General features: G+C 64.3%; 15 protein-coding genes. 3 read left to right on the top strand and 12 right to left on the bottom strand.

All coding sequences use genetic code 11. The features are described from left to right. Window positions 1-11: 11 nt before the first annotated feature. Together EN874_RS25425 and EN874_RS25420 are read left to right on the top strand one after the other, a co-directional pair. Window positions 12-947 (top strand): DmsC/YnfH family molybdoenzyme membrane anchor subunit, encoded by a 936-nt coding sequence (locus EN874_RS25425; RefSeq protein WP_127427683.1) that lies wholly within the window; start codon window positions 12-14, stop codon window positions 945-947. 72 nt (window positions 948-1,019) lie between these two features. Next, the gene (locus EN874_RS25420) at window positions 1,020-1,835 is read left to right on the top strand and encodes a tetratricopeptide repeat protein (RefSeq protein WP_127427682.1); all 816 of its coding nucleotides are present in this window, start codon (window positions 1,020-1,022) and stop codon (window positions 1,833-1,835) included. A gap of 26 nt (window positions 1,836-1,861) precedes the next feature. Here EN874_RS25420 and pdeM read toward each other — a convergent pair whose 3' ends face one another. The 5 genes from pdeM to EN874_RS25395 all read right to left on the bottom strand — a co-directional run bounded on the left by pdeM (window position 1,862) and on the right by EN874_RS25395 (window position 8,212). After that, window positions 1,862-2,578 carry a ligase-associated DNA damage response endonuclease PdeM gene (gene pdeM / locus EN874_RS25415; RefSeq protein WP_127427681.1) on the bottom strand — a complete coding sequence of 239 codons (717 nt, stop codon included), beginning with the start codon at window positions 2,576-2,578 and terminating at the stop codon, window positions 1,862-1,864. A 71-nt stretch (window positions 2,579-2,649) separates the two neighbouring features. Further along, on the bottom strand, window positions 2,650-5,184 hold the full coding sequence (locus EN874_RS25410) for a ligase-associated DNA damage response DEXH box helicase (RefSeq protein WP_127427680.1): 2,535 nt from the start codon (window positions 5,182-5,184) through the stop codon (window positions 2,650-2,652). A 262-nt stretch (window positions 5,185-5,446) separates the two neighbouring features. Further along, on the bottom strand, window positions 5,447-6,307 hold the full coding sequence (locus EN874_RS25405) for an NlpC/P60 family protein (RefSeq protein WP_127427679.1): 861 nt from the start codon (window positions 6,305-6,307) through the stop codon (window positions 5,447-5,449). Window positions 6,308-6,394: 87 nt separating this feature from the next. Further along, a complete protein-coding gene (locus EN874_RS25400) occupies window positions 6,395-6,745 on the bottom strand; it encodes a MarR family winged helix-turn-helix transcriptional regulator (RefSeq protein WP_127427678.1) in 351 nt (116 codons plus the stop codon). A 102-nt stretch (window positions 6,746-6,847) separates the two neighbouring features. Next, the gene (locus EN874_RS25395) at window positions 6,848-8,212 is read right to left on the bottom strand and encodes a leucyl aminopeptidase family protein (protein ID WP_127427677.1); all 1,365 of its coding nucleotides are present in this window, start codon (window positions 8,210-8,212) and stop codon (window positions 6,848-6,850) included. A gap of 123 nt (window positions 8,213-8,335) precedes the next feature. Here EN874_RS25395 and EN874_RS25390 point away from each other — a divergent pair, with 123 nt between their 5' ends. After that, window positions 8,336-9,163 carry a tetratricopeptide repeat protein gene (locus tag EN874_RS25390; RefSeq protein ID WP_126085986.1) on the top strand — a complete coding sequence of 276 codons (828 nt, stop codon included), beginning with the start codon at window positions 8,336-8,338 and terminating at the stop codon, window positions 9,161-9,163. An 87-nt stretch (window positions 9,164-9,250) separates the two neighbouring features. On the opposite strand, the gene EN874_RS25385 is transcribed toward EN874_RS25390, so the two are convergent. The 7 genes from EN874_RS25385 to cpaB are packed head-to-tail and all read right to left on the bottom strand — an operon-like array spanning window position 9,251 to window position 17,258. Next, window positions 9,251-10,267 (bottom strand): type II secretion system F family protein, encoded by a 1,017-nt coding sequence (locus tag EN874_RS25385; RefSeq protein WP_127427676.1) that lies wholly within the window; start codon window positions 10,265-10,267, stop codon window positions 9,251-9,253. Between the two features lie 13 nt (window positions 10,268-10,280). Further along, window positions 10,281-11,294, bottom strand: a complete 1,014-nt coding sequence (locus tag EN874_RS25380; RefSeq protein ID WP_127427675.1) for a type II secretion system F family protein — start codon at window positions 11,292-11,294, stop codon at window positions 10,281-10,283. Between the two features lie 29 nt (window positions 11,295-11,323). After that, a complete protein-coding gene (locus EN874_RS25375; protein WP_127427674.1) occupies window positions 11,324-12,823 on the bottom strand; it encodes a CpaF family protein in 1,500 nt (499 codons plus the stop codon). A 30-nt stretch (window positions 12,824-12,853) separates the two neighbouring features. Further along, window positions 12,854-14,137 (bottom strand): CpaE family protein, encoded by a 1,284-nt coding sequence (locus EN874_RS25370; RefSeq protein WP_189394134.1) that lies wholly within the window; start codon window positions 14,135-14,137, stop codon window positions 12,854-12,856. A gap of 30 nt (window positions 14,138-14,167) precedes the next feature. Then, a complete protein-coding gene (locus EN874_RS25365; protein ID WP_127427673.1) occupies window positions 14,168-14,905 on the bottom strand; it encodes a CpaD family pilus assembly protein in 738 nt (245 codons plus the stop codon). Between the two features lie 14 nt (window positions 14,906-14,919). After that, window positions 14,920-16,449: a type II and III secretion system protein family protein gene (locus EN874_RS25360; protein WP_127427672.1), complete on the bottom strand. Its 1,530-nt coding sequence runs from the start codon at window positions 16,447-16,449 to the stop codon at window positions 14,920-14,922. Beyond that, entirely contained in the window at window positions 16,446-17,258 is an 813-nt protein-coding gene (gene cpaB, locus EN874_RS25355) for a Flp pilus assembly protein CpaB (RefSeq protein WP_127427671.1), read from the bottom strand. The genes EN874_RS25360 and cpaB overlap by 4 nt, the downstream gene beginning before the upstream one ends. Window positions 17,259-17,347: the final 89 nt, after the last annotated feature.

Here is a 17,347-nt window from a genome sequence, read left to right as displayed (position 1 = left end):
CCCGAGCCATCATGCACCCCGCCTTCTCGGTCGTCTTCTTCACCACCGCCACCGGCGCCGGCTACGGCCTGCTGGCGCTGCTCGGCCTGCTTGGCGGGTTGGGTTTCGTCCCGGCCGATTTCCGGGTTGGCGTTGTCGGCATGACGCTGGCGCTCGGGCTGATCATCGCGGGCCTATTGTCCTCGACCGGCCATCTCGGCCGGCCTGAGCGCGCCCGGCGCGCCTTCTCGCAATGGCGCAGCTCCTGGCTGTCGCGCGAGGGCGTGGCCTCGGTCGCGACCTTCATTCCGGCCGGGCTGTTCGGCATCGGCTGGGCGGTGCTTGGCCGCGGCGGCGGCTGGGTGGCCGCCGCCGGGCTGCTGGCTGCGGCCGGTGCGGTGGCGACGGTCTGCGCGACAGGCATGATCTACGCCTCGCTGAAGCCGATCGCGCAGTGGCACAGCCGCTATACTTTGCCGGCTTATCTTATCTTTGCCAGCATGACGGGTGGCGTGTTGCTCAACGCTCTGCTGCAAGGGTTTGGCGACGGATCGACGGCGGTGCTTGCCGGCGCATTGCTAGCCACGCTCGCCGGCTGGGGCTGGAAACTCGCGACCTGGCGCTACAACGACCGGCTGGAAATCCCGACCACCGCCAACACGGCGACGGGCCTGGCCGGCGGCACGGTGCGGTCGATCGAATGGCCGCATACGGAAGAAAACTACCTGCTCAAGGAGATGGGTTTTCGCATCGCGCGCAAGCACGGCGCGAAGCTGAGACGGATCAGCCAGGTTCTGGCCTTCGCATCACCTGCCCTTCTCCTTGCGGTCGTGTTCCTCCTGCCATGGCCTTTGGGCGCCGTCGCGTCCGTCCTGGCAGCACTACTGCAATTCGCCGGCATGCTGGTCGAGCGTTGGCTGTTCTTCGCCGAAGCGAAGCACACGGTCACGCTCTATTACGGACGATAAGCACCTGAAATTAACTTCTGCTAAGCTTCTAGACGGCCGTAAGATCCATTATTACGGTGCGTGGTGAACTCAATGCCCCATCATGTTCCGGCTCGCTACTGGTCGATCAAGGCGATGAACCTCACTGCTAAGTACCTTCCGACTGACCTCACGCGAGGGATTTTCGTTGTCTGTGTATTTGTCTTCGCACCTCAGAGTTTAATGGCGGGCGCGTTCGAAGCCGAAGCCGCCTTTAAAGCGAAGAACTATACAGAAGCCTACAAAGAGTGGACGGCCCTCGCCCAAACGGGCGATGCTATTGCCCAATTTAACGTCGGATTTCTGTATTCCAGGGGACTTGGCGTTCCACTGGATTATTTCAAGGCTGCCGAATGGTGGAGCAAGGCGGGGGATCAGGACCTGGCGGTAGCCGAGTTGAATCTCGGACTTTTGTATTCCTGGGGTAAGGGCGTTCCGCTCGACGATGCCAAAGCGGCGAAGCTATGGCGCAGGGCCGCGATCCAAGGTTTGTCCGAAGCTCAGCAATATCTTGGATATGTGTACCTCGTCGGAAAAGGAGTACCCAAAAGTGGTTCCGATGCGGTCCTTTGGTTTACCAAAGCAGCGGAGAAAGGTAACGTTGACGCACAGATCAATCTGGCTGCTGCTTATCTGACCGGTGAGGTTGTAGATAAAAACCCGAAGTTAGCCTTCTATTGGTACGAAAAGGCTGCGCAACTGAACAATGGCAAGGCCCAATTCAACTTGGGCCTGATGTATCTCAAAGGCGTTGGCGTTGACGTGAATGCTGAGCTTGCCGTCCAATGGCTAAAGCGCTCGGCAGGCCAGGGATACCATGGCGCAGAAGAGGTGCTTGATCGCATCGGAGCTGCGCTTAAGAAGACTTGAGTTCCATCCCAGATATAGTGACGATCTCAGCCCGGCCGCAGCATCGAGCCGGAAATGGCGAAAATCCGCTCGGCGCCCAGCATATAGGCCATCAGCGTTTCCAGGCGGAACAGACCGGCATAGGCGCGGTCGAGCACGTTGAGCGAGCCGGTATAGGCGCCGAAGGCCGGCATGATCATGCGGCCGCCGTCGCCGGCGAAGCAGCGTCGCCGGACCGAGCGGCCGCGCTGGACGATGCGTGCGCAGGGATGAAGATGACCTGCGATCTCGCCTTCGATCCGCAGCTTCGACGGCTCGTGACGGAACACCAGCGAGCCGATGGCGAGTTCCTTCACCGTTTCGCCCGGCAGGTCGGCGGGCGCCTCCGGATCGTGGTTGCCGGCGACCCAGAACCAGTCGCGGCCGGCCATCATCGCCTCCAGCCGCTCGCGGAAGCTCAGATGCATGCGCTCGGCGCCGCCGCCATCGTGGAAGGAATCGCCAAGGCTGACGACGATCCGCGGCTGATAGTCGGCGATCACTGCCTGCAGCCGCAGCAAGGTGGCGCCGGTGTCGTAGGGCGGGATCAGCGCGCCGCGTTTGGCGAAGGACGAGCCCTTTTCGAGATGCAGGTCGGAGACGGCGAGCAGCCGCAGATCGGGGAAGTAGAGCACGCCGCGCCGGTCGCAAACCGCGCGTTCATCGGCGATGCCGATCAAATCGGCCTCGGCGATCAGCGTTGCGCGCGACAGCGAAAAATTCATCCCCTCTCCGTTCCCATGTCTTTTACGCAATTCCGGACGGAAAACCGCCACGCACTTTTCCGGAATTGCTTCTACCTTCGGCCCATCGCCTCTTCGACCAGATCGGCGGCTTCCATCAAGAGCGTGTCGTTGGCGCCGCCATTGACCGATTCCTTGCCGATCTCCAGCATCACCGGCACCGCCAGCGGCGAGATCTGGTCGAGATGCTTATGCATGATTCGACCGCGCACGCGCGAGAGCATCTCGCCAAGTCTGCTGACATCGAGCAATCCGGCAGAGGCGTCGGTGCGCGTCGCCTGCAGCAGGATATGGTCCGGCTCATGGCTGCGCAGCACGTCGTAGATCAGGTCGGCCGAGACGGTCACCTGGCGCCCGCTCTTCTCCTGGCCGGGGTAGCGTTTCTCGATCAGCCCGGCGATGACGGCGCAGGTGCGAAAGGTGCGCTTCAGCATCCAGCTGTCGTTCAGCCAGGCTTCGAGATCGTCGCCCAGCATGTCCTCGTCGAAGAGTGCGGCCAGCGACGGCTTCCTCGCCTTGAACAGTGCCGCCATGTCGTCCAGCGCCCAGACGGCGAGCGAATAGTCGGTGGCGACGAAACCGAGCGGCCTGGCATGCGCGCGCTCCAGCCGGCGCGTCAAAAGCATGCCGAGCGTCTGGTGCGCCAGCCGGCCCTCGAAGGGATAGGCGACCATGTAATGACGGTTGCCACGCGGAAATGTCTCGACCAGCAAGTCGCCGCGCTTCGGCAGAACCGACTTCTCCTTCTGCAGCCGCAGCCAGTCGGCGACCTGTTCGGGCAAGATCTTCCAGCGGTCGCTGTCGGCCAGCATGCCGCGCACCTGCTCGGCGAGATAGGTCGAAAGCGGGAACTTGCCGCCGGCATAGGACGGCACGATGATGTTGGCGCCGGCGCCGTTGGAGACGACGCATTCGTTCTCGCGGATGCCTTCGAAGCGCAGCACCTTGCCGGCGAAGAGGAAATTGTCGCCGGGACGCAGCGTCTCGGCGAAATATTCCTCGATCTTGCCGAGCACAGGCCCGCCGCGTCCGGCCATGCCGCGGCTTTGCCGGACATAGCGGATGTTGAGCTCCGGCATCTCGACGATGGTGCCGACATTCAGCCGGTATTGCTGCGCGACTCTCGGATGCGAGACGCGCCACAGCCCGTCCTTATTGCGGCGGATGCGGGCATAGCGCTCGTAGTTCTTCAGTGCGTAGCCGCCGGTGGCGACGAAGTCGATGACGCGGTCGAAGGTCTCGCGCTCCAGCGCTGCATAGGGGGCGGCGCCGCGCACCTCCTCGAACAGAAGGTCGGCGTCGAACGGTCCGCCGCAAGCGACGCCCAACACATGCTGCGACAGCACGTCGAGCGCCCCCTTGACCAGCGGCGGCGTGTCCTGCGCGCCGAGATAGTTGGCGTCGAGCGCGGCGCGGCATTCCAGCACCTCGAAACGGTTGGCCGGGATCAGGATCGCCTTCGACGGCTCGTCCATGCGGTGGTTGGCGCGGCCGATGCGCTGCGCCAACCGGCTGGCGCCCTTCGGGGCGCCGACATGCACGACCAGGTCGACGTCGCCCCAGTCGATACCGAGATCGAGGGTGGAAGTGGCCACGATGGCGCGCAACGCATTGTCGGCCATCGCCTTCTCGACGCGGCGGCGCTGGCCGACATCGAGCGAGCCGTGATGCAGCGCGATCGGCAAAGAGTCCTCGTTGGCCCGCCAGAGCTCCTGGAACAATAGCTCGGCCTGGCTGCGGGTGTTGACGAAGAGCAGCGTCGTGCGGTGCTCCTTGATCGCTTCATAGATCTCGGGGATGGCGTAGCGGGCCGAATGGCCCGACCACGGCACACGCTCGCGCGAGTCGAGGATCGAGATGTCGGGCTTGGCGCCGCCGGCAACCGTGATCAGCCCGGCCATGTCGGGATTCTTTGAATTTTTGGGTGGATTCTGCGCGACCAGCCAGCGGCGCAATTCGTCCGGCTCGGCGACGGTTGCCGACAGGCCGATGGTCTGCAATTCGGGAACGAAGGCGCGCAGCCGCGCCAGGCCGAGCGCCAGAAGATGCCCGCGCTTGGAGGTGACAAGCGAATGCAACTCGTCGAGCACGACATAGCGCAGGTCCTCGAAGAAGCGCCTCGCGTCGTTCGAGGCGATCAGCAGCGCGAGTTGCTCGGGCGTGGTGAGCAGGATGTCGGGCGGCACCAGCTTCTGCCGCTGACGCTTGTGCGAAGGCGTGTCGCCGGTGCGGGTCTCGATGGTGACCGGCAATCCGATCTCCGCCACCGGCTTGCCGAGATTGCGCTCGATGTCGACGGCCAAAGCCTTGAGCGGCGAGATGTAGAGAGTGTGGATGCCGCGATGCGCTTCGCCGGGCTTGCGGCGCGAACGTTTCGCGAGCTCGGTGAGCGACGGCAGGAAGCCGGCAAGGGTCTTGCCGGCGCCGGTCGGCGCGATCAGCAGCACCGATTGTCCGGCCTCAGCCTTCGCCAGCAGCTCGAGCTGATGGACACGCGGTGACCAGCCTTTTGCGGCAAACCATTTGACGAATGGCTCGGGCAGGAGGACGGCGGCATTCTGTTCGGCAAGGCGCGGCTGCTCTGTCACGCGCCAGAGGTAGCGCGACGACGCGCGCTCGCCAAGGAGAATCGGAACAAAAGGGGATCGTTCTTCCCTTCTCCCCTTGCGGGAGAAGGTGGATCGGCGCGATAGCGCCGAGACGGATGAGGGTGTTCCAGCGGAGTGAGACGCTGCAAAAATGGAAAAATTCTACGCACTTACGTGTCGAGGCCGCGATCCGTCCAACACCCCTCATCCGGCCGAGCTTCGCTCGACCACCTCCTCCACAAGGGGAGAAGGGGAGTCTGCGCTACGGCCTCCGGAACCCTGTCGGGCCACCGTAGAGATAGGCGATGCGCTCGACCGCCTCCTTCATCCCTTCGCGCGAGACCAGCATGGTGTGGCCGTTGGCGTGGATCATGTCCTTCGCATCGGTCATGATGGCGACATGGCCCTTCCAGAAGACGAGGTCGCCGCGCTGAAGTCCGGAGAAATCGGGGCCCGGCTCGATCGGCGTGCCGATCGACGCCGCCTGCATATCGGTGTCGCGCAGCACGTCCCTGCCAGTCATGCGCATTGCCAGCTGCACGAGGCCGGAGCAGTCGATGCCGAAGCCGGAGACGCCGCCCCACAGATAGGGCGTGCCGAGGAAGCTTTCGGCGACTGTGACGTAGTCGTCGGCCAACTCCGCGATCGGTCTGAGATGGCGGGCGATGACCGCCTGGCCGGAAGGCAGCAGCGCATAATGCGTGCCGCGCGTTTCGGCCGAGCCCGTCACCGTCACCGTCGAGCCCATCGACAATTGCCCGCCTATCGGAAAGCGCAGGTCGGGCCCCGGATAGAGGAAGGTGCGCGGCACGCAGACGATGTGGGTGGGCGCCTGCTCACGTGGGCCAAGCACATTGTCGGCGACATAGCCGACATAGCCGTCGCGCTCGGCCTGCACCCAGGCCCAGCCTTCCGCGTCCTCGAAGACCAGCACGTCGTCGCCGAAGAGCGCCTGGGTGTTGACCCCGGCATCGGGGCGCGGCGCCTTGCGCAGGTCGGCGACGGCGGCGGTGATCCTCGCCCGGCGGCCAGCGACGAAGCGGTCGGCGGCGACCTCTCCTTTCAGCCTGGCATCGGCAAGGTCGGAACGGAAGGCGTGAAGGCGGGCATCCCTGGCGGTCAAATCGGCAATCCAGTCAAATCGAATATCTAATTCTTTGTTGGAGCATGATCTTATCCGAAAACCGGTTCCCACTTTTCGGGATCATGCTCAGATGGGCAGTTCGTGCGCCCGGTCGACGATACCATCGCCGAAGCGCTCGACAAAGAGCGCGCCTTCGACCGTGCGCCGGATCAGCACGTTGCGCTTGTCGAGCTCGTCGCGGTGGCGCGACACGAGCTTCAGCGCGCCCATCGTGTCGAGCGCCCGGGTGATGACCGGCTTGGTGACGTTGAGCCTGGCGGCCAGCCCCCGCACCGTATGCGGCGGCGGGTCGAGGTAGATGGTGAGCAGGATCGCCGTCTGGCGCATGGTGAGGTCGGGCGCGCCCTCGCGCACCTGCGACAGCAACACCTGCTGCCACAGTCGCAAGGCCTGGCTCGGGCGCATCGAGATCGACATCCGCCCAGTATGGCGGCAATTCGTTTCGCTTCCGTTTCAGTGCCCGGCATTTGCCGGCTTTTCCCCGCCTATTTGTTTTAGGCAATTCCGGACGAAATTGCTTTATCCGAACCGGCTCGAAATGATCCGTTCCAGGGCGCGAATGCCTTGCGCTTCGCCGCCGGTCAGACCGTGCGGGCGATCGTTGGGATTCCAGGCAAAAATGTCGAAATGCGCCCAGCTGGGCGTCTTCTCGACGAAGCGCTTGAGGAACAGAGCCGCGGTAATCGATCCGGCAAAGCCGTCCGTGGTGACGTTGTTGACGTCGGCGACCCTGGACGAGAGCTTTGCATCATAGGGACGCCACAAGGGCATGCGCCACAACGGATCCTCGACAGCGAGCGAAGCCGCAGCCAGGTCGGCCGCCAGCGCCTCATCGCCGGTGTAGAATGGCGGCAGATCGGGGCCGAGCGCGACGCGGGCGGCTCCGGTCAGCGTCGCCATGTCGATGAGCAGCGCCGGCCTTTCCTCGTCGGCGAGCGCCAGGGCGTCGGCGAGGACCAGCCTGCCCTCGGCGTCGGTGTTGCCGATCTCGACCGTGATGCCCTTGCGGCTTCTCAGCACATCGCCCGGCCGGAAGGCGTTGCCGGCGATGGAATTCTCGACCGCGGGGATCAGCACCCGCAACCGCACATTCAGTTTCGCCGCCATGATGATCGAGGCCAGACCCAGCACGTTGGCAGCGCCGCCCATGTCCTTCTTCATCAACAGCATGCCCGACGACGGCTTGATGTCGAGACCGCCGGTGTCGAAGCAGACACCCTTGCCGACCAGCGTCACCTTCGGCGCGTCGCTCGGGCCCCATGTCATGTCGATCAGCCGCGGCGCGCCGGTGGAGGCGCGGCCGACGGCATGGATCATCGGGAAATTCCGCGCCAGGAGGTCGTCGCCCTTGACGACGGTGATTTCGGCGCCGTGGCCGGCGGCCAGCACCTCTACGGCCTCCTCCAGCTCACCCGGCCCCATGTCGCTGGTCGGCGTGTTGACGAGGTCGCGCGTCAGGAAGATGCCTTCGGCGATGCGGCCCACACGCGCACTGTCGGCGCCCGGCGGCAGCGCGAAGCGCAACACCTTGCCGGGCTTCTTGCCGTAGCGGGTGAAGACGTAGCCACCGAGGACGAGGGCCAGCGCCGCAAGATCAGGCGCTGGCAAATCCTGGGCGAAATGCCATTCGCCCTCGGGCAGCGATCTCGCCAGGGCGCCGACGGCAAGCTGGCTGTCGCCGTCGCCGGTGCCGAACAGCGCGCCGGCGAGAGCGCCACCCTCGCCCGGCAGAACGAGCGTGCGGCCCGCCTCGCCGGAAAAGCCATTGGCCCGTGCCCAGGCAATGACCGAGGGCGGAAGGAACGAGGCGTCGAGGCCGTCCTTTCCCACCAGATAAACTGGCAAGGCGGTTTCCGGTTTGTGGTCAACGAGTTCGACAGGCATTCGATGGTCTCCGGCAGGCACGGCGAGTCGGGCTTTTTAACGATCCGTTAGGGTTAACAGAATATTTCTGGGAGAGGGAAGACGGCCAGCCTAATGGCCGCGCAGGAATGGAGAGACGGCGCGATGCCGATCAAAGCATTGACCTTCACGAGCAAGCGTCTGATCACCACGGCATTCATGGCCGCGCTGGCGGCCAGCGTAGCGGGCTGCGGCAGCACCAGCAAGTTCACGACGGGCTCCATTTCCCGCTCCGACAACCGGCCGCTGGAAACGATGTCGGCCGGAGAACTGCACAGCGCCACGACCAGGCTCGGCGAATCCTACGCCAGGAACCCGAACGACAAACGCATCGCCACCAATTACGCCGCGGCGCTGCAGATGGATGGCGACGCAGACCAGTCGCTGGCGGTGATGCGCAAGCTCGCCATCGCCTATGCCAAGGACCGCGACGTGCTCGCCGCCTACGGCAAGGCGCTAGCCGCGAACGGGCAGTTCGAGCAAGCGCTCGATGCGGTGCGCCGCGCGCAGACGCCGGAATATCCGGACTGGCGCCTGGTATCGGCGGAAGCTGCCATCCTCGACCAGATGGGACAGCGGGACGAGGCGCGTCAGGACTACCGAAAGGCGCTCGAGCTCAAGCCGAACGAACCTTCCATCCTTTCCAATCTCGGCATGTCCTATGTGCTGGAGGGGGATCTGCGGACCGCCGAGACCTATATGCGCTCGGCCGCGCAGCAGCCGAACGCCGACAGCCGCGTGCGGCAGAACCTGGCGCTGGTCGTCGGTCTGCAGGGCCGCTTCGACGAGGCCGAAAAGATCGCCTCGCAGGAGCTTTCGCCGGAGCAGGCGCAGGCCAACGTCGCCTATCTGCGCCAGATGCTTGCCCAGCAGAATGCCTGGAGCCAGCTCAAGGATCAGGACAAGGACAAGGCGAAGGTCGCGACGAACTGATCGGGCATTGCGCCGGGATCGCGCAGATCGAAGACAAGAGGCCGCGCGGCATCGACCGCGCGGCCTTTCCACATTCGTTCGGGATTTCTACTGGCTGCTGGAGTTGTGCTGGTCGCCGAAGATGCCGCGCTGGCTGACCTGGATGCCGGCCGGTCCCAGAATGATGGCGAACAGGACCGGCAGGAAGAAAAGGATCATCGGCACGGTGAGCTTAGGCGGCAGCGCCGCGGCCTTCTTCTCGGCCGCGTTCATGCGCATGTCACGGCTTTCCGACGCGAGCACGCGCAGCGCATGCGCCACCGGCGTGCCGTAGCGTTCCGCCTGTACCAGGGCCTGGGACACCGACTTCACCGATTCCAGGCCGGTGCGGCTTGCCAGGTTCTCATAGGCGACCTTGCGGTCCTGCAGATAGGACAGCTCGGCATTGGTAAGCACGAATTCCTCGGCGAGCGCGACGGACTGGGCGCCGATCTCGTCGGCGACCTTGCGAAGCGCTGCTTCCACCGACATGCCGGATTCCACGCAGATCAGCATCAGGTCGAGCGCGTCCGGCCATGCCAGCTGGATCGACTGCTTGCGCTTGGTCGCGCGGTTGTTGACGTAGAGGATCGGCGCGTAGAAGCCGCCATAGGCGACAACAATGCAGACGAACAGCTTGATGAAGGCCGGCTGCTGCGCCAGGCCGCCCAGAACGAACAGGTAGACCGCCGCGAGCGCGAAACCGATGAAGGGCAGGATCAGGCGGAAGAACAGGAAGCGCGTCAGCGGATTCTGGCCGCGGAAGCCCGCCACCTTGAGCTTCTGCAGCGTGCCTTCATCGGCAAGCGCGCGCTTGAGGTCCAGCCGCTCGACGATGTTGCGCATGCCGATCGACTGCTCCTCGCGCAGACCCTTGCGGCGGCGGTCGGCTTCGTTGGCGAGCCGCTGACGCTGCCTGGCGCGCAGTTCGTCACGCTCGAGCGCCACGGTTTTCATGCGCGACTTGAGCTGATTGCCGCCAAGCGCCGGCAGGAGCGTGAAGACAGTGGCAAAAACCGCGATGCCGACCAGCAGCGCGATAAGAAAGGAAGGATCGGTTAGCGTCTTGACGACCTGGTCAGTCATTGGGTCCGCGTCCCTACACTTCGAAATTCATCATCTTGCGCATCACCACGATGCCGATCGACATCCAGACGCCGGAGCAGCCGAGGATCAGATTGCCGACGCTGGTCGTGAACAGCGGCATGATGTAGTTCGGGCTTGTAAGATAGACGAGAAAGGCGACGACGAACGGCAAGGCGCCGATGATGACGGCGGATGCCTTCGCTTCCATCGACAGGGCCTGCACCTTGGCCTTCATCTTCTTGCGGTCGCGCAGCACGCGCGAAAGATTGCCCAGCGCCTCGGAGAGATTGCCGCCGGCCTGCGACTGGATCTGGATGACGATGCCGAAGAAGCCGGCCTCGGTGCACGGCATGGTCTCGGACATGCGCAGCGTCGCGTCGGGGATCGACATGCCCATCTGCTGGGAATCGACGATGCGGCGGAACTCGGAGCGGACCGGCTCGGGAGATTCGTTGGCGATCAGTCGGATCGCATCGTTCAGCGGCAGGCCGGACTTGACCGCGCGCACGATGATGTCGAGGGCATTCGGGAACTCCTCCAGGAAAGCCTTCACCCGACGCGTGCGGCGAAACGATACGAACCAGCGCGGCAGGCCGAGGGCCCCGGCCAGGAGAGCGCCGGGCAGGACCAGCAACGGCGCGCCGGCAAAATAGGCGAGGAAGGTCAGAACGATGCCGCAGATCACCGAGTAGATGTAGAAGCGCTCGATGGAAACCGTCATGCCGGCCTGGCGGAGCTGAGCCTTCAGCGGCGGCTTCTTGACGTTGCGGTCGTTGGTCTTCTGCTTCTCGTCGAGCTGCTTGAGCGAATCCTGAAGCGTCTTGCGCCGCCTGACCGCTTCCGCGGCGCGGTCGCGCGTGGCCTTCACCACCGACCGGTCGGTCTCGGCCGTCTTGATCGTTTCAAGCCGCTTGCCGGCCTGCTTTTCGTTGTCGATGCGCTTGAACAGGAAAGCATAGGCTATCGCGCCGGCGCTTAAGCCCGCAAGCACGACGAAAGCCAGAACCGTGGTGTCAATTCCGAACATCGACCGGGGCCCCTACACCTCCAGATGCATCAGTCAGCGCGTTTCTCCATGGCTTCGAGCGCGTTGGCGAGGCGCTGCTCCTCGCCATAGTAGCGGGCGCGATCCCAGAAATGCGGCCGGCCGATGCCGGTGGAAACATGCTCGCCGATCAGACGGCCGCTCGCGTCTTCGCCCTTGATGTTATAGAGGACGAGATCCTGGGTGATGATGACGTCGCCTTCCATGCCGATCACCTCGGTGATGTGGGTGATGCGGCGCGAGCCGTCGCGCAGACGAGCCGCCTGGATGATCACGTCGACCGAGCCGACGACGATCTCGCGCACCGTCCTCTGCGGCAGCGAATAGCCGCCCATGGCGATCATCGATTCAATACGGTTCAGACATTCGCGCGGGCTGTTGGAGTGGATCGTTCCCATCGAGCCGTCATGGCCGGTGTTCATCGCCTGCAGAAGGTCGAACACTTCCGGTCCGCGCACCTCGCCGACGATGATCCGTTCGGGCCGCATGCGCAGGCAGTTCTTGACGAGGTCGCGCATGGTCACCTCACCCTCGCCTTCGAGATTGGGCGGCCTGGTTTCGAGACGGACCACGTGCGGCTGCTGCAGCTGCAACTCGGCCGAGTCCTCGCAGGTGATGACCCGCTCCTCGCGATCGATATAGTTGGTCAGGCAATTGAGCAGCGTCGTCTTGCCCGAGCCCGTGCCGCCCGAGATGACGACATTGCAGCGGACGCGGCCGATGATCTTCAGGATTTCCGCGCCTTGCGGCGAGATGGCGCCGAACTTGACCAGCTGGTCGAGCGTCAGCTTGTCCTTCTTGAACTTGCGGATGGTGAGCGCGGTGCCATCGAGCGAGAGCGGCGGCGCGATCACGTTGACGCGCGAGCCGTCGGGAAGACGCGCGTCGCAGATCGGGCTCGATTCATCGACGCGGCGGCCGACCTGGCTGACGATGCGCTGGCAGATGTTGAGCAGCTGCTGGTTGTCGCGGAAGCGGATGCTGGTCGTTTCGACCTTGCCGTTGACCTCGATGTAGACGTTCTTGGAACCGTTGACCATGATGTCGGCGATGTCGTCGCGCGCGAGCAGCGGCTCCAGCGGCCCGTAGCCGAGCACGTCGTTGCAGATGTCCTCGAGCAGCTCTTCCTGCTCGGAGATCGACATCACGAAATTTTTGATCGCGATGATGTCGTTGACGATGTCGCGGATTTCCTCGCGCGCGCTTTCCGGATCGAGCTTGGCGAGTTGCGACAGATCGATCGTGTCGATCAGCGCCGAAAACACCTGGCTCTTGGTGTCGTAGTAGGTTTCGCTCCGCTCGCGCTGGGCCCTTCTCGGCGGCTCGGGCGCCATCGGCGGCGCCTCGACCGGACGCCGAACGGGCGGCGCGGCGGGCGTGCTCGGCGCGGGCGCGGCCTGCCGGTCGAGCGCCATCGTCCCGGCCGGAGCGGGCGCGGCCGGAGGAGGTGCCGGCGGGCGGAATTCGGGAGCTGCCCGGCTGCCGTCGTCTGTGCCTCTTTTACCAAACATGATCGACTACCCGATGCCGCTCCGCGAGCGTCACTTCCTGTTGCGCGAAAGCTTGCCGAGGATGGAGCCCAGGCCTGCCTTCTTCTTCGTCTTGATTTCGCTGCGCCCGGTCAGCACATGCGCGATTTCGTTGATCGTGCCGACGACCGGGCTCTTGGCGTCCATCTCGCCAAGCATGCGGCCGTTGTTGGCCGCGTTGCCGAACAGCAGCGGCTCGAAATTGATCACCGCCATGGGCGTGATGCCGAGCGGTTCGGAAAAATCCGATGCCGCGATCTCCGGCCGTTTCGGAACGCCGGCCTGGTTGATGATCAGCTTCGGCGGCGGGTCGTTCGGACGCAGCCGCTTCAGCATGTCCACCATATTCTTGGTGTTGCGCAGATTGGCGAGTTCGGGCGTGGCCGTGATGACGATCTCGTCGGCCTTGATCAGCGTGCTCTTGGTCCAACCGCTCCAGACGTGGGGAATGTCGAGCACGAGCAGGGGCGCGCTGCGCTGGGCCGTTTCGATGACCTGGGAGAAGGCGTCCGGATCGAAATCATAGACGCGCTCGAGCGTGGAAGGCGCCGCCAGCAGCGACAGATGCTCGGCGCACTGCGCGAGCAGCCGGTCGAGATAGACCTCGTCGACGCGCTCGGGCGAAAACACCGCCTCGGCGATGCCCTGCGCGGGGTCCTGGTCGAAGTTGATGTTGGCGGTGCCGAAAGCGAGATCGAGATCGGCAACGACGACTTCGGACTTGAACAAGGACGACATCGCCCAGGCGACGTTGTGTGCGATCGTCGAGGACCCGACACCGCCCTTGGCGCCGATGAAAGCGATGGAGCGGCCTATCGGATCGGACTCGGGATCGACGAAGATCGACGACACGACACTGACGATATCGGTCATCGAGACCGGCGCGATGACATATTCGGAAATGCCCGAACGGATGAGCTCGCGGTAGAGGCCGACATCGTTGTAGTGGCCGATGACCACGACCTTCGAGGTCGGGTCACAATATTCCGCGAGCTGACCGAGCTGCTCCAGCAGCTGTTTAGGCTCGCTGCGCGATTCCAGCAGGATCAGGTTGGGTGTCGGCGCCGACCGGTAGAATTCGATCGCGGTGGCGATGCCGCCCATATGGACCTTGAGATGGGCCTTGGCCATGCGGCGGTCCTCGCCGGCGCGCTCGATGGGGTTGGCGACGCCCTCGGTCTCGCAGAAAGCCTGGATCGAGATGCGCGGCACCGGGCGCAGCGCCTGCATGGCGGCAACGTCCTGTTGCGAGAGATCGCCGGTATCCGTGGGCGTGTCGTAGGCGAGATTGCTCATCGTCATGTTCTTTCCGTCATCCGGCGCGGCTCAGTAAGTCACTTCCGAATTGCCGAGGAACTCGTCCGAAACGCCTCGGGCGCGATAGATATCGATCACGTTGCCGCGGTTTTCGGCGTCGATATCGGACTGCTTGCGCGGCCCGAGCAGATCGTTGGGATTGGCCATCTGGGCAGCAAGGTTGTTCTGATAGGAGCATCCGAAATCGGCGTAGTGCCTGTTTTCTGATGTCTGCAGCAGGTCTTCCGGCCAGCGCCCGCATTTGTCGGTCTGGGCCTTCACGGCGACGAAGGCGACGCGGACCGGGGCCGAAGCTTCAGGCACGGCCGACTGGTAAGACGTCATGACGATCCGGTTGCGCTTGACGCCGGCCGCGATGGCAAGCCTGGCGAAATCGCGGCTGGCGGCCTGGGCGGCCGCCTGGTTCGCGGAGCCGACCGGGGCCGCGATCGTCAGCGCCGGAGCGGCGCTCCTGTCGTAGCCGTCGAGGAAGCCGAGCAGAGTGTCGCGCTGCGAGGCGGTCATGCCGCGATCGCCGGCGCCGACCGGAAGGTCTATCTTCTGGTTCTTCTCGGCGATGACGATCGGATGATTGGTGCGGTAGTCGTCCGGAATGGCGCCCACCGTCACGCTGTCGCGATGGAAGTTGGCGCATCCGGCGAGCGACGCCGCAAGAGCGATTGCCAGGACCGCAGACGACCCGCGGAAACGTCCTCCGCCGGATTTTGCCGCCGCGATCGTCATGGCCCTTGATGCTGACTTGGACATGTCCGCTTTCCCGCTCACTTGTAGATGAAGCCGACCACGCCGTGGTAACGGCCAGGTGGCCTGTCGGTCTGCATGGTACCGTAGACGCGATTGACGCGACCGAGGAACATGCCGGCGCCATCGCTCGGCGCGTTGAAATTGTCGTCAGGCTTGGCCAATTCGTTGCGCGCCACGGGCCGCGCCAGATAGGGCGTGATGATGATGACAAGCTCGCTCTCGTTGCGCACGAAGTCGCGGCTGCGGAAGAGCGCGCCGAGCACAGGGATCTTGGTCAGCCCGGGCAGTCCGTTGACGGCCTGCCTGACGTCGTCGCGCACGAGGCCCGCGATCATCATCGAGCCGCCGGAAGGCAGTTCCACCGTCGTATCGGCCAGGCGCTTGCGCAGCGACAAGGCGTTCATGCCGGGACTTCTCCCGCCATCGGAAAGCGAAACCGATCCCTCGGTTGTCGGCTCGGAAACGGCGGTCCGCACCTTCAGGCTGATGCGGCCCGGCGACAGCACCACCGGCTGGAATTCCAGTCCGATGCCGTATTCGATCTTCTCGATCGAATAGGTCTTCAGACCTGTCTGGTTGTCATTGGAGACATTGGCGGAAACGCTGTTCACCATGTTGTATTCGCCGCCGACCTTGAAGGTCGCCTTCTCGCCGGACACAGCGGTGAGCGTCGGTTCTGCCAGCGTCTTCATGACGCCGGCCGATTCCATGGCATTGATGTAGGCCTGGATCGAGGACGTCCCGACATTGAAGCCCGAGTTGGACAGTTGCTTGCCGAGGCCGGTGAAATTGTCGCTGAGCGCGCCCCAGGAAATGCCGTTGCTGCCGCCGTTGCCGACCATGTTGACGCCGAGCTGCTTCATCACCGAACGGCTGACTTCGGCCACCGTCACCTTCAGCGTCACCTGATCGTCACCGATGATCTGCAGCAGATTGACGATCTTGGAGACCCTGCGTTCGGCGTCGGGATTGTTGATGTCGACGCCGCCATTGGCCGAGCCGCCGGCCGCTGTCTGCGAATATTGGCCGGTTGTCGCTTCGCCGCCGGAGACGAAGATGGTGGCCAGGTCGACGGCGCGCTTGGCGTCGAGCGGCGTGTCCACATCGCCGGTGAGAATCACGTTGTCGTTGAGCAGCTCGACCTTGATCTGCGACGACGGCAGGAAGCGCTTGAGGTAGTCCTCCAGCCCGGCGACATCGCGTTCAACCGCCAGGTCGAGACTGGCGATCTGCTCGCCGTTGGGGCCGAAGACGAAGATGTTGGTTTCGCCGACCGCCTTGCCGAACAGATAGATGCGGCGCGCCGTGCGCGTCACCGCGTCGGCGACCGCCGGATTGGCGACGAGGATGTCGTAGGCGTCGCTCGGCAGGTCGATGACTACCGACTTGTTGAGGCCGAGCTTGACGCGCTGCGAGGCAACCGAGGCGGTCACGCCGGCCGCCCTGTTCGCCGCCTTGGCCTCGACGAGGCCGGGCGCATCGGTGCCGATCAGGAACAGGCCGATTGCCACCGCCGCGACGACGGGCAGTTTACCGCTTAGCCTCATTTCCTTGCTCCCACTTCGGAAACTTCGCCCGACTTGATCAACCGCACCGTGCCGCGCCGGCCGTTGCCGTTCACCAGATAGTCGGCCTCGCCCAGGTTCTTCTCATTGGTGTCGGTGATCGGACGCAGCGCCAGGGTCAGGCGGTCCGCCATCTGCTGCGCCACCGTGATGATCTCCGCCTGCTGCGGCGTCAGTTCCAGCGTCGCGGTCTGGCCGACCCTGGTCTTCTTGCCTTCCTCGTCCTCCTGGATGGTCTGGTCGATGGCCAGGACGCGGATGTTCTTGAGGATGGTCTCGGTGTTGAAGCCGCTGCCGCCGTTGCTGGCGTCGGCGCGCCGGGTCATGATGACGTCGACGAAGTCATTGGGCAGGATGAAGCCACCCGCCGATGTGTCGGCCGATATGGCGGTGGCGACGGCGCGCATGCCGGACGGCAGGATCGACGACATGAAGCTCTGCCCCTCGCCGACCAGCTTGGAGCGCCGCAGCGGCTCACCGGTATACATGGCCACACGCGCCACCGAGCCCTTGAGCTTTTCGACCGCGTCCGGTTCGACCGCACGGGTGATGAAATTGGCGTTGACGCCGCTGGCCGGCCACTGCTCCCAGCTGATCTTGTCGCCGAGCTGGCTGCCCATGGCGACATCGCCGGAAAGTACCAGCACGTCCTGCAGCGCGATCGCCGGCTCTTTGGGAGCGTCGACGACGACCTGAGCAGGCGGCGCCGCCACCATGTTCTTAGCGACATAACCCGCGCCACCCGCCGCGGCCACAGCCACGCCCAGAATAATCAGTCGGGATGCTGGCATTCGTCCGAACCCTTCGCCTCAAGGCAAACCACCTTAGCCAGGGCGGACTTTGCAGCCGCAATCGTCAAAACAAGGTTAATGCAATGCTT

The organism is Mesorhizobium sp. M1D.F.Ca.ET.231.01.1.1 (genome assembly GCF_003999155.2).
In the GTDB taxonomy this organism is placed as follows: Bacteria; Pseudomonadota; Alphaproteobacteria; order Rhizobiales; family Rhizobiaceae; genus Mesorhizobium.
This window is presented reverse-complemented; position numbering and strand designations above follow the sequence as displayed.